The 12,752-nt window shown below is 64.1% G+C and carries 12 protein-coding genes and 1 tRNA gene; 3 read left to right on the top strand and 10 right to left on the bottom strand.

The features are described from left to right. Positions 1-153 precede the first annotated feature (153 nt). Positions 154-285 carry a hypothetical protein gene (locus AAE027_RS06185; protein ID WP_370987308.1) on the bottom strand — a complete coding sequence of 44 codons (132 nt, stop codon included), beginning with the start codon at positions 283-285 and terminating at the stop codon, positions 154-156. Between the two features lie 410 nt (positions 286-695). Between AAE027_RS06185 and AAE027_RS06180 the strand changes: the two genes are divergently transcribed. The 3 genes from AAE027_RS06180 (at position 696) to AAE027_RS06170 (ending at position 2,208) form a co-directional block, all read left to right on the top strand. Then, entirely contained in the window at positions 696-821 is a 126-nt protein-coding gene (locus AAE027_RS06180; RefSeq protein WP_370987307.1) for a hypothetical protein, read from the top strand. Positions 822-1,514: 693 nt separating this feature from the next. Continuing rightward, entirely contained in the window at positions 1,515-1,769 is a 255-nt protein-coding gene (locus AAE027_RS06175; RefSeq protein ID WP_370987306.1) for a hypothetical protein, read from the top strand. A gap of 94 nt (positions 1,770-1,863) precedes the next feature. Then, complete coding sequence (locus tag AAE027_RS06170; RefSeq protein ID WP_370987305.1) at positions 1,864-2,208, top strand: hypothetical protein; 345 nt, start codon at positions 1,864-1,866, stop codon at positions 2,206-2,208. Between the two features lie 1,142 nt (positions 2,209-3,350). Here AAE027_RS06170 and AAE027_RS06165 read toward each other — a convergent pair. The 9 genes from AAE027_RS06165 to AAE027_RS06125 all read right to left on the bottom strand — a co-directional run bounded on the left by AAE027_RS06165 (position 3,351) and on the right by AAE027_RS06125 (position 12,727). After that, positions 3,351-3,440: transfer RNA gene (locus tag AAE027_RS06165), tRNA-Ser, on the bottom strand. A gap of 316 nt (positions 3,441-3,756) precedes the next feature. Next, the gene (locus AAE027_RS06160; protein ID WP_091895582.1) at positions 3,757-4,080 is read right to left on the bottom strand and encodes a hypothetical protein; all 324 of its coding nucleotides are present in this window, start codon (positions 4,078-4,080) and stop codon (positions 3,757-3,759) included. A gap of 342 nt (positions 4,081-4,422) precedes the next feature. After that, positions 4,423-4,740, bottom strand: a complete 318-nt coding sequence (locus AAE027_RS06155; RefSeq protein ID WP_091895569.1) for a hypothetical protein — start codon at positions 4,738-4,740, stop codon at positions 4,423-4,425. 394 nt (positions 4,741-5,134) lie between these two features. Beyond that, a complete protein-coding gene (gene ilvD, locus AAE027_RS06150; RefSeq protein ID WP_370987304.1) occupies positions 5,135-6,985 on the bottom strand; it encodes a dihydroxy-acid dehydratase in 1,851 nt (616 codons plus the stop codon). Positions 6,986-7,233: 248 nt separating this feature from the next. Next, positions 7,234-8,196 (bottom strand): ABC transporter permease, encoded by a 963-nt coding sequence (locus tag AAE027_RS06145; protein ID WP_370987303.1) that lies wholly within the window; start codon positions 8,194-8,196, stop codon positions 7,234-7,236. Beyond that, positions 8,193-9,122, bottom strand: coding sequence for an ABC transporter permease (locus AAE027_RS06140; protein WP_370987302.1), 930 nt, complete (start codon positions 9,120-9,122; stop codon positions 8,193-8,195). The genes AAE027_RS06145 and AAE027_RS06140 overlap by 4 nt, the downstream gene beginning before the upstream one ends. Beyond that, complete coding sequence (locus AAE027_RS06135; protein ID WP_370987301.1) at positions 9,122-10,108, bottom strand: ABC transporter ATP-binding protein; 987 nt, start codon at positions 10,106-10,108, stop codon at positions 9,122-9,124. The genes AAE027_RS06140 and AAE027_RS06135 overlap by 1 nt, the downstream gene beginning before the upstream one ends. After that, positions 10,105-11,088: an ABC transporter ATP-binding protein gene (locus tag AAE027_RS06130; RefSeq protein WP_370987300.1), complete on the bottom strand. Its 984-nt coding sequence runs from the start codon at positions 11,086-11,088 to the stop codon at positions 10,105-10,107. The genes AAE027_RS06135 and AAE027_RS06130 overlap by 4 nt, the downstream gene beginning before the upstream one ends. A gap of 1 nt (position 11,089) precedes the next feature. Further along, positions 11,090-12,727 carry an ABC transporter substrate-binding protein gene (locus AAE027_RS06125; protein WP_370987298.1) on the bottom strand — a complete coding sequence of 546 codons (1,638 nt, stop codon included), beginning with the start codon at positions 12,725-12,727 and terminating at the stop codon, positions 11,090-11,092. Positions 12,728-12,752: the final 25 nt, after the last annotated feature.

The raw sequence follows: 12,752 nt of genomic DNA, 5'->3' as shown, positions 1-12,752 counted from the left end.
CGCGACGTTCCGCACGATCGGCAGGGCACGCCAATTGCTAGCACAGAGGCCCGCCAGCGCGAACCGGCGGGCCTCGTGTTCACCGCCTCAGCCGACGGGCGTGCGCAGCCAGCCGCTGCCGGTTGCGCTTCCTGTGCGATCGGCGCTGGCGCTTCATTCCGGCCCCTCCTGACCGCGATAAGCAGCCTCGTAGTGCTTGCGGAAGGCCTTCGTCATGATGGTCAGCTGAGCTACGGCGAACACAGCGAGCTCGAGCCCGCGAGACCCCTGCTCGTCATCCGGCAAAGAACACTCCTGGATTGCATGTTGCTGGCGTCTTCCTGATGGAAGATCGGACGCCGGCGGGACCTCGCGGTCCTGGAAGATCTTGACGATCGTGCAGATCTGGAGGCCCGCCGGCGCTCTGGGTCCGGGCACGAACGGTAGAGAGGGCTAATCGCCCGCTTGCAATCCAGTGCTCGCTCCGGACCCGACTAGGATGAGGGAGGTCGGTATGAGCGGCAAGCGTGTCATTGGAATTGATGTCGGCAAATCCTGTTTGGATGTGGCAGCAAGGGACCGCTTCGGGAGTTTCCTAGGCTCCGCGATCATCCCATCATGATTTGGTTAAGATTGTCCATTCCCTTGCAGGGGAAAATTTGCGTGTGTGCGCCTTGATGTGGCTCGGCGTCAGCGTGCCATGGAGGCGTATAGCGATGGGACAAACGACCCGAGTTTTGAAGCGGGCGCACCTTCTGCCCGATCTCCTGAAAATGCTTCAGGAGCTCGAGGAGCTCCGAGAGAAGGTCCGGCTCGCCGAGACCGGCCGCGTGCTGCATTAGCTATATCCCCTGCGCTCGCCCCCTGCTGAATTTGCGTCGATTCCATCCGGGCGCTTCGGCGCGCTTGCGTCACTCGCCCACCCGTAAATTTCCCAATATCGCGCGCGTCGAGCTCATTCGATCATTTCGAAATGAGATCGTCGAAGCCAAAGGAATGGACTGAGGCTGAGCGGAAGCGGCTTGCGTGGCTGGTACGTCGTCGTGTCGTGTCGGAGATAGCGGCGGCGCTTGGTCGGCACACCGGATCCGTGAGGCGAATGGCGCGCGCAATGGGGCTTATTCTGAAAAAATAATCTTACCCGCCTTCCAGCCTCATCCCTTGCCCTCCCGCTGCGGTTGCCGTTGGATGACTGTAAGATTTGGGGGAGGCTTATGCATATTTTTCTGATTGCAGCGCTGTGCGTTGAGCTAGGCGGCTGGTCGATAGCGTCCGCGACAGTGCAGGTGGTAAAGTGAGCGTCACCCCAGTTGCGCTTCATAGAGCTTGGGCCATCGGTGCCTTCCGATGGACCGTGTTTTTCTTTGTGGCTATTGCCGCCTTCGCTCAGCGGGATGAGAAGACTGGCACTATCCTGGCAACGCTGGTTTTTTTTAATCGATGTGGTATCCTGGAATATAGCAGAGGTGGTCATTGCGACTACTTCGGCCGCCGCAAACCAACAGTGGCACAGCACACTCTCTGACAGGTTTATCATGGAGAAACTGTTGAACCGCGTTCGCGATCGACAGCCCATTGAGTTTGAACAGATCTCGCAAGAAGGCACTCGCGCAGCAACGGAAGACGTTAACACATTCCTGAAAGACAATACGCTTTGGTCAGAGTGGGGCGGCTTCCGCAAAGGGCTTCTCGGCCTCGGTTACTACCTGTGGTTTTGGCTTCAATACGGTTTGTTCTACGGCGCGGCTGGGTGGATCGGCTCGAGTTTGCGCGGGCCTTACGGCTACTGATTTTCGACCAACCTCTATTGACTGCCCCTGCTCTTGCCTCAGGTTGTCCGAGGTTGAGACGAACCAGATTTTCGAGAGGCTGCGACCGAACGACATGACAAACAAGGAACACTCCATTGTCGCCGAGCCGGAAGACGGCGGCCATCAACAATGGAGCATGGAAATCGACCAAAGCACGCTCAAAGCGCTGGAGACACCACTGGCGAAAGAGTACGCGGAGAACTTGTTACTCCAAAACGACATGCAACGCGCCCTTGCCACAATGGAGTGTTGGCAGCGTCGGTTTGCGTCTTCATCAGATCCCGAGGAACGCCTAATTGCGGCAAGCCTGTTCCGTGATGCGATCATCCAGTTCGTTGGTTGCTTTGACAAAACGACTTTCGGCCGACGAAATATATGGCGGCGACCCAAACGGCCTGTCCTCTTTTCAGTGGTTTAAGGACACGCGCGACGCCTATGCTGGTCATAAGTTCGGCGCGCAGCGGCAATGCGTCGTCGGCGTGGTCTTGAAGGATGGACAGCGGGGAGTCGGCCACCTAATGGCGATTTACCGCGGTCAGAATAAATCCGACGACGACGTCCTCCGAGCTTTTATGCAGACCGCAGCAAACCACCTTGATACTCGAGTAGCCGAGCTACGAAAGAAGGTTGAGGACGAAGTAGCAAAGCTCTCGATCGACGAGATAAGCAAGCTCAAGGACGCGTCCGCGCGAACTTTGCGAATGGATGAGGCGAGGTTCACCAGGGCTGATCTCAATCGAGAGAAGCCAGCCCCAAAGCGCTAAAACCGTGCGGTGCGCCATCGCTGGCGCCGTAGATGAATAGACGATGAATGCCGCGCGCGGCCGGTTATGAAATTCATTTTCTTCCGGGGAAACCGCGGGGGCTTGTGGCGTTTAGTTCCTACAAACCCAATGGGAGGAACTGAAAATGCCATTGACCAGCGCAGCAGCTGCTGCAGTCCTTGCGCTCCAGCTCGGGACACCCGCAGTAGCCCAGACCGAAACGCCCAACTTGGTTCAGGTCCGTGAAGGGCCATGCAGCTACGGGTACGATACCGACATCTACGGACGATGTTATCCGAACGGCGTCATTCCGCCGGAGTATCAAGCCGCACGCCAACCCCGCGCCTACTACGAGCCGCGCCGATACTACAGGGAAGAGTACCGCCCACGGTGGCGACACCGCTATTACCGCGACGACTATTGAGCGGTAGCCGTCGCCGCGCAGGTCCACATTACTGCGTGCCGAAACATGCGACTTCCACAGTGGCAGGATCGTAGGCCGTGCCGGCCAGGTTCACCGCGAACATCGGGTTCGCACTTCCTGAACGCCAACGACACGATCCTTATTACCCATCGTGTAGTCGGTACTGCCAACCTTGGTCAGCCTGCAGAGATTAAGAATTTTCTCCAGAAGCTGAGCGCGTGGCTGGGATTGGTTTGGCTCGAGCTGTTCGCGGCAAGGCTATTTGGCGGTAACGTCTGATATTGCTGCGCCAGCGCCTCCCAGCTTTTTCGAAGTAATCCTTTGATTTTACTGTGAATTCCGAACGCTCGCGAACAGTGGCGAACAATGTACTGGCGGAAGGGGTGGGATTCGAACCCACGGTACCCTTGCGGGCACGCCGGTTTTCAAGACCGGTGCCTTAAACCACTCGGCCACCCTTCCAAGCCCGGAATGGGTGTCGCTTAACGCAGTCGACCGCGCAAGGCAACGCGAAGTTGGCGCCCTGCCCCACACTCTTCTGCTGCCCTGATCTGTCAGGCGAGCGTCAGCCTGTTCCTCTAGCTTGGACAACACCGCTCGGCCGCCCACCGCCGCCGAACCCTCAGCAATCCCGGATACTGGCGACATCTCCCAGGGCGTCGCTGGTTGCGAGGCCCGGTTGGATTCGTCTCCATGTCCGGGCCTCGTTTGCTGGCGCGCAAAAGAAAGCGGCGCCCCGTAAAGGAGCGCCGCGCCAAATTGTTCTTACTGCGTCGGCTCAATACCCGCAGGATGCGCAGCCCATCTGCACCGGCGCGTAATAGGAATAGCCCGGCGAGACCATCTCGACACGCTGGCGCGTGGCGTATTGCGGGGGGATGCGCTCGTACTGGACGCTGGGCGGGGCCACCATCACGGTCTGCGGCACCATCACGGTGCGGTACTGCGCCGGCGTGCGGTGCGCGACCACGGAGCCGGGAGACACCATCACGGTCTCGTCGACGGTGCGGTACTGCGGCGCGACGTATTGCTGCTGATAGCAGGTCGTGCACGGCGGCGGCGCGTAGCAATTGTAGCAGCCGGCGGAGGCTGCCCCCGTCATGGCAATCGCGGCGACGGCGGTGGAGAAAACGACGGCGAGAGTACGAGACATTGCGGTGGTTGCCCCAGTTGCCCGAAATGGATCTTGCTAAGGTCGAACGCAGTATACGCGGCAAAATCCTGGGGTGCCGAACTTCGTCGGCGCATCCTTAATGCGAACGGCCGATCACGGCCGAGCAGTAAGAACTCGTTGACCACGCGCATTAACGCGCGATGCGCATTGGCTCCGGAGTCCGCATGACATGCGAGAGCGTGATCGCTGCGCCGGCGATAGGACACCGCCGCGGGTGCTCCGTTCGAGCGCCGTTCCGAAAGCGTTCAACCGCCTCCGACGGGTTGAGCTTTAGCGCCTCACTGCTCTTTCCAAAAACTCCAGCAGCGAGGGATCGGTCTCCTCGAATTCGACAAAGCGGCGGCGCAGCTCGTCGGCGATTTCCGCGGTGGCATCGCGCGACCATCCCTCCGCGGTATTGAAGGCCACGATACGTGCGGGATGGAGATATTGCCCTTCGACGAGATGTCTGAGCAGGGTCGCGCGATTGGCGTCCTCCTCGGCCGTCTCACACCAAGCGCGGCCCAGTCGCCGGCCGAAGTCATCGAGCACGAGATAAACGTCCCGGTCGGTCGTAATGTGCGGCACGAGCGATGGAGAAGGACTCATGGCTTACTCCGCTACTGGCAATCCGAACAGTTGCGGACAGATCGGGATAAGGCGATTTGCCCCTGACCGGATTCGGAAAAATGGATTCCAGGTATTTTGCCTAGGACCACTTTCTGATTAAATCACAAAAAACGGAAATAAATAAAATTAAATAGCAAAGCGCGGTGAAATCCACTAAATTGATTGCGCCTGGCGGGCGAGCCCGCACGTCGGGCAACCACCTCGCAAACGGCTCCCGCGTCCACCCCCAATAGCCCACACCCCAGGACGCGGGGGCCGTTTCTTTACGGACCTCTGCCCGGGCTCCACGGTTCTGTCATGCGACGGCGCTCGCGCGGAGACCGCGAGCCGTCCCGGAGGGATCGATTTAGCCTGTGGCGCGCCGATCAGGCGCCTATCTCGGGCGACGCTTCACCTCGCGCACCGCGCCGCGCGCCGCGCTGGTGGTGAGCGCGGCGTAAGCCTGCAGCGCGGTCGAGACGTTGCGCTTGCGGCTCTGCGGCTGCCAGGCGGCATCGCCCTTCGCCTCCTCCGCGGCGCGGCGCTTGGCGAGCTCCTCGTCGGAGACCTCGAGGCTGATGCTGCGGTTCGGGATGTCGATGGCGATGCGGTCGCCGGTGCGCACGAGACCAATGTTGCCGCCTTCGGCCGCTTCGGGCGACAGATGGCCGATCGATAGGCCGGACGAGCCGCCGGAAAAACGGCCGTCGGTGACGAGCGCGCAGGCTTTGCCGAGGCCCATCGATTTCAGATAGCTGGTCGGATACAGCATCTCCTGCATGCCGGGGCCGCCGCGCGGACCTTCGTAGATGATGACCACGATCTCGCCGGCAACGACCTTGCCGCCCAGAATGCCTTCGACCGCCGCGTCCTGGCTTTCGAACACGCGCGCGGGGCCGGAGAATTTCAGGATCGAAGCATCGACGCCCGCGGTCTTCACGATGCAGCCGTCCTGCGCGAGGTTGCCGTAGAGCACGGCGAGACCGCCGTCCTTGCTGAAGGCATGCTCGAGATCGCGCACGACGCCTTTCTCGCGATCGGCATCGAGCTCGTCATAACGGCGCTCCTGGCTGAAGGCGACCTGGGTCGGGATGCCGCCGGGCGAGGCGCGATAGAAGGTGCGCACTGTCTCGCTCTTGGAGCGCTTGATGTCCCAGCGCTCCAGCGCATCGCCCATAGTCGGCGCATGCACGGTCGAGACCGAGGTGTCGATCAGGCCGGCGCGGTCGAGCTCGCCCAAAATGCCCATGATGCCGCCGGCGCGGTGCACATCCTCGACATGCACGTCGGCGACGGATGGTGCGACCTTGCACAGCACGGGCACACGGCGCGAGAGCCGGTCGATGTCGCGCATGGTGAACTCGACCTGCCCTTCATGGGCGGCGGCCAGCAGATGCAGCACGGTATTGGTCGAGCCGCCCATGGCGATGTCGAGCGTCATGGCGTTCTCGAACGCCTTGACGTTGGCGATGTTGCGCGGCAGCACGCTGGCGTCGTCCTGCTCGTAATAGCGGCGGACGAGATCGACGATGGTGTGGCCGGACTCGACGAACAGGCGCTTGCGGTCGGCATGGGTCGCCACCACCGAGCCGTTGCCGGGCAGCGCCAGGCCAAGCGCCTCGGTGAGGCAGTTCATGGAGTTGGCGGTGAACATGCCCGAGCAGGAGCCGCAGGTCGGGCACGCCGAGCGCTCGATCACCTTGACGTCGTCGTCGCTGACCTTGGAGTCGGCCGCGGCCACCATGGCGTCGATGAGGTCGACGGCCTTGGTCTTGCCCTCGAGCTTGACCTTGCCGGCCTCCATCGGTCCGCCCGAGATGAACACGGCGGGGATGTTGAGCCGCAACGCCGCCATCAGCATGCCGGGCGTGATCTTGTCGCAGTTGGAGATGCAGACGAGGCCGTCGGCGCAGTGCGCGTTGGCCATGTACTCGACGCTGTCGGCGATCAGCTCGCGCGACGGCAAGCTGTAGAGCATGCCGTCATGGCCCATGGCGATGCCGTCATCGACCGCGATGGTGTTGAACTCCTTGGCGACGCCGCCGGCCTGCTCGATCTCGCGGGCCACGAGTTGGCCGAGATCCTTCAGATGGACGTGGCCGGGCACGAACTGGGTGAAGGAGTTGACGACCGCGATGATCGGCTTGCCGAAATCGGCGTCCTTCATGCCCGTCGCGCGCCAGAGGCCGCGGGCACCCGCCATGTTGCGGCCGTGGGTGGTGGTGCGGGAGCGATAGGCTGGCATGGCGGTTTCCGTCCTCGGGTTGGCTTGGGCCGGGCGGAAAAATGGAAGCCGCCTCAGGCCTTTCCGGCCGGATAGCGCACGGGCTGGCGAGGTGCAACGGGAACTTGGTCCGGACAGGGCTCCCCTGCTCCGGACGCGGCCTCTTCGTAGCCCGGATGGAGCGCAGCGCAATCCGGGGCAGGTGTCTACCGCGGTTAGGGCTGTCCCGGATTTCGCTGCGCTCCATCCGGGCTACGGGAGCCCTCCCCCTATTGCAGGGTCGGATCGAGCCGGTCGCGCAGCCAGTCGCCGATCACGGAGACCGCCAGCGTCGTGACCACGATCGTGGTGGCCGGCGCCAGCATGATCCAGGGCGCCCGGGTCAGGTATTCCCGGCCGTAGCCGACCATGTTGCCGAGGCTGGTCATCGGCGGCTGCACGCCGAGGCCAAGGAACGACAGGCCGGACTCCATCAGGATCACCTCGGGGAAAACCAGCGTGGTCGAGACGATCAGGGTCGAGGCGATGTTGGGCAGGATATGCCGAAGGTAGATCCGCGACGGCGTCGCACCCAACTGGCGGACCGCGGCGGCATAGCCTTGCGCATTGGCCGAGATGGCCAATCCCCGCGCGATGCGGGCGTAACGCTCCCAGCCGAACAAGCCCATCAAGCCGATGAGCAGAGGCAGCGAGTTGCCGAAGAAGGCGAGCACTGCGAGCGCCATGATCAGGAAGGGCATGCTGGCCTGGAAGTCGGTCAGCATCAGCACGAGCTGTTCGACGGCCCCGCGGAAATGCGCGGCCAGGAAGCCGAGCGTGGTGCCGACCACGGCCGAGATCGCGGTCGCGCCGAACGCGATCAGCAGCGAAATGCGGATCGAGACGAGCAGGCGCGACAGCACGTCGCGGCCGAGCTCGTCGGTGCCGAGCCAATGCGCGGCATTGCCGGGCGCGGCCAGGCGATTGCGCAGATCAAGCTGGGTGAAGCCGTAGGGTGCGATCTTCTCGGCGAAGGCGGCGATCACCAGCATGGCGATGATCCAGATGATCGCGAGCGCAACCGAGACCGGGATCGCCGGCAGGCTGATGCGGCGGCGGACGCTAGAGCCCTTTCCGTTCCGATGAAATCGGAACGGGGCTCTAGATTCTGGTTTTGACGCGTTTTCTTCACGCGAACCGGTATCCACTTCGCTTGAAAACGCTTCGGTGTCCTTCAGCGTCGCGTCGGTCATGCATGCGCTCCTTTGGCGCGCAGCCGCGGGTCGAGGAAGCCGTAGAGGAAGTCGACGATCAGGTTGGACGTGACCATGGTCACGGCGACCAGCAGCAGGATGCATTGCACGACGGCGAGGTCGCGGTTGGCGACGGCGACGACGAGCAGGCGCCCTACTCCCGGCCAGGCAAACACGCTCTCCACCACGACCGCACCGGCGATCAGCGTGCCCACCATGAAGCCCAAAATGGTCACGGTCGGAATCGCCGCGTTCGGCAGTGCATGCGACGTCACCACCTTGCGCCATGGCACGCCCTTGGCCGAGGCGGTGCGGATATAGGGCTGGCCCAGCACCTCCAGCATGGCGCTGCGGGTGAAGCGCGCCAGCACGGCGGCGCCGCCAAGGCCGAGCGTCGCAATGGGCAGGATCGCGTGGCGCCAGCTGTCCTGCCCGCCCGACGGCAGCCAGCCAAGCTGCACGGCGAAGACCAGAACCAGCACCAGCGCGAGCACGAAACTCGGGACGGTGAAGCCCGCGACCGCCGTCATCATCACGGCGCGGTCGATCGCCGAGCCCCGATGCAGCGCGGCGTAGATGCCGGCGGGAATGCCGAGCGCCACCTTGAAGGCAAAGGCCGGCAGCGTCAGCGCCAGCGTCGCCGGGATCCGCTCCAGCACCAGCTCGATCGCCGGCCGCCCGTCGCGCATCGAGCGGCCGAGCTCGCCCTTGGCGATGGCGCCGAAATAATCGAGATATTGAAACCAGATGGGATCATCGAGGCCCCAGGCCTTGCGGAACGCCGCGAGCACCTCCGGCGGTGCCTCAGGTCCCAAGATCATCAGCCCGGGATCGCCCGAGAGACGCAGCACGACGAAGGCGAAGGTGACGACGAGCACAATGGTGAGCGCCGCGCGTCCAATGCGAATGGCGAAATAGCGTCCCATCACGCCGCGTCCCGCGTCTCGGCGCCCGTGACCAGATGACAGGCGACCTGCCTGTTGCCGCCGATGGCTGAGAGCACCGGCACCTCGCTCGCACAGCGCGCGATCGCGCGCGGGCAGCGCGGGTGGAAGGCGCAGCCTTGAGGACGCGCAGCCGGATTGGGTGGATCGCCTGCCAGCACGATGCGGCTGGCACTGCGGCGGCCCGGTGCGGGCGAGGCCGAGACCAGGGCCTGCGTATACGGATGCTCGGGCCGCGCAAACAGATCATCGGCGCTGCCGATCTCGACGATGCGGCCGAGATACATCACGGCGACGACATTGCTGATCTGCCTGACGACGCGCAGATCGTGGCTGATGAACAGCAGCGTCAGCGACAGCTGCGCCTGGAGATCGGCGAGCAGGTTCACCACCTGCGCCTGGATCGAGACGTCGAGCGCGCTGACCGGCTCGTCGCAGACCAGGAAATCAGGCTTCGTCGCCAGCGCCCGTGCCAGCACGATGCGCTGGCGCTGGCCGCCGGACAGCGCGCCGGGATAGCGCGCGCCGTGGGCCGGCGTCAGCTCGACCGCGCCCAGCAGCTCGCGGACGCGATCTTCGCGCTCGGCGGGCGTGCCGAGATCGTGGATGTCCAGGGGCTCGCGGATTTGGGTGGCGACCGGCAGCCGCCTGTCCAACGCGCCCAGCGGATCCTGGAAGATCATCTGCATGCGTGCCCGCTGCGCGCGCCATGCGGCCGTTCCCGGCGCGGCCATCGGCTTGCCGTCGAACCGCACCTCGCCGCTGTCGGGCGGCTCGAGGCCGAGCACGATGCGGCCCGTGGTCGATTTGCCCGAGCCGGACTCGCCGACGAGGCCCAACGTCTCGCCCTTGGGAATGGTCAGCGACACGCCATCGACCGCATGCACGGCCGTAGCTCGGCCGAACATCCCGGAGCGCATCGCGTAGCTGCGCGCGATCGCGGACACCTCGACGAGCGGCGCGCTCATTCGGCCGCGATCCCGAGCAACGCGCGGCGCGAAGCCTCGGCGCGGATGCAGGCGACAGCGCGATCATCCGCGATCGGCGCCAAGCTCGGCGAAGCAAGCCCGCAGGGCTCGGCCGCCAGCGTGCAGCGTGGCGCGAAGGCGCAACCGTCAGGCATCCGCGCGGGATCCGGCACGGTGCCAGGAATGGCCGTCAGGCGCCGCCGCGGCCCATCGAGCGGCGGCAGCGCGCCGATCAGGCCCTGCGCGTAAGGATGCACGGGATCGGCGAAGAGCTGATTGCTGGGTGCCTCCTCGACGATGCGGCCGGCATACATCACCGCGACGCGGTCGCAATTCTCGGCGACGACACCGAGATCGTGGCTGATCAGGACCATCGCCATGCCGATCTCGCGGCGGACCGTAGAGAGCAGCTCCAGAATCTGGGCCTGGATGGTGGCATCGAGCGCGGTGGTCGGCTCGTCCGCGATCAGCAGGTCGGGATTTCCGGCGAGCGCCATCGCGATCATGATGCGCTGAACTTGGCCGCCGGAGAATTCGTGCGGATAGGCCGACAGCCGCCGCGCCGCATCGGGAATGCCGACGAGATCGAGCAGCCGCCGCGCTTCCGCCTTCACCGCCTCGCCGGAGAGATCGCGATGCAGCGCCAGCGCTTCGCAGAGCTGCCTGCGGATGGTCAGCACCGGATTGAGCGCACTCGCCGGATCCTGGAAGATCATGGCGACCCGCCCGCCTCTGACATGGTCGAGCTCGACGGCGGGCGCGCCAAGGATCTCACGGCCGTCGAGCAGCACCGAGCCCGTGACCTGCGCGTGGCGCGGCAGCAGGCCCAGGGCGGCAAGCCATGTCACCGACTTGCCCGATCCGGACTCGCCGACGAGGCCGAGCGCCTCGCCCTTCTGCAAGCTGACGTCGACGCCGCGCAGGACCTGCACGCCGTTGAAGGCGACGCGCAGGCCCCGGATGCTGACCAGCGGCGCCACCTCAAGCCTCGAAATTGCCGGCGCGGAAATCCATCGCGAAGGCGGGCGCTGCCTTCCACTTGATCGATTTCGGCTTGGCCGTGAAGGTCGCATTCTGGTGCAGCACCGTATAGGCGGGGTCCTCGCGCTCGGCGATCTCCAGCATGCGGCGGAACGCCTTCTTGCGGGCGGCGCGATCGGTCGACGTTTCCAGGAATTCCGAGAGCTTGTTCAGCTCGGTGTTGGTCCATTCGCCGATCTGCTGCTGCTGGCCGTTCGGCCCGTGCTGGGCGACCAGCGACGACACTGGATCGTTGAAGGCGGCCGAGTTCGACCAGTCGCGCACGGCGCGGGTCGGCGCGCGCTCCATGATCTGCGACCAGTTCTCCTTGGTCTCGATCTGCACGTTGAGGCCGACCGACTTCCACATCTCGACCAGCACCTGCGCGGTCGCGACCTGGTTGGTGTAGTAATTGTTGAGCAGGCGGTACGGGATCGGATCGCCCTTGTAATTGGCCTGCTTCAACAGATCCTGCGCGAGCTTGGGATCATAGGCCGGCACGCTCCAGTCGGCGTTGAACATGTCGCCGTAGAATTCCCATTGCAGGCCCTTCGGCACGCGGGTGCGGCCCGCCCAAAGACTGTCGACGATCGCCTGACGATCGATCGCATGGGTGAAGGCGCGCCTGACGAGCGGATTGGCGAGCTGGGCGTGGTTCTTGTCGAACACGGTGAGGCGGTGATTGAGAATGGTGCCGCCCTGCACCTCGAACGCCGCATTCTTCTCGATGCCGGCGATCTGGTCCGGCGGAATGTCGCAGGCGAACTGGTATTCGCCCGAGAGCAGGCCGTTGATGCGGCTCGCGACTTCAGGCACCTCGAGGAAGCGGATGCGCTTGAGCGGCGGACGGCCGCCCCAATATTCGTCATGGGCTTCGAGCGTCAGCGACACGTCGGGCTTGAGCTCGACGACCTTGTAGGGACCTGTGGTGACGGGTTTGCGCGCCCAGTCGAGATAGCTCGCGGACTCTTCCCACGCGCGGCGGTTCATGATGTCGGAGCCGTAGCGCGACAGCCGGCCCTCGATCGTGACGTCGGGCGTCGCGTTGTAGAAGCGCACCGTGTACTTGTCGACGGCATCGACGCGCACGAGGTCCGGCCAGATGCGGCGGGCAACGGCGGGCACATCAGGCGGCAGCTCCTTGCCGGGACGCGGCGTCGGGATCTTTTCGAACGCCTGGATGGTGGTGCGGCTCTTGGCCTCGGTCTCGCCGAACATGCGCTCACGGCTGAAGGAGAAGAGGACATCTTCGGCAGTGAGCTCGTCGCCATTGTGGAACTTGACGCCCTGGCGCAGCTTCACCTCGACGGTCTGGTCGTCGATGCGGCGCCATTCGGTGGCAAGTCCCGGCACGGCCTCGAGATTGCCGCGCCAGTTCTTGGAGATCAGACCTTCCCAGATCGAGGAGAAGAACACGCGCTCGCCGACATTGGATTGCTCGCGCAGCACGTCGAGCACGTTCGCATTCGTCACCTTCTGCACGGCGATCGTCACCGACGGACGGTTGTCGCCTTGCGCGATCGCAAACCGCGGCAAAATGAGTGCGCTTGCGGCAGCGCCGCCGGATTTCAGGATGGTGCGACGGGTGAGCTTGCTCATGACTGTGATCCCTGCCCCTTGTGAT

Origin of the sequence: Bradyrhizobium sp. DN3, from assembly GCF_041357655.1 — a bacterium.
Lineage (GTDB): Bacteria > Pseudomonadota > Alphaproteobacteria > Rhizobiales > Xanthobacteraceae > Bradyrhizobium.
The sequence above is the reverse complement of the archived record's forward strand: the minus strand, read 5'-3'. Positions and strand labels throughout refer to the sequence as shown.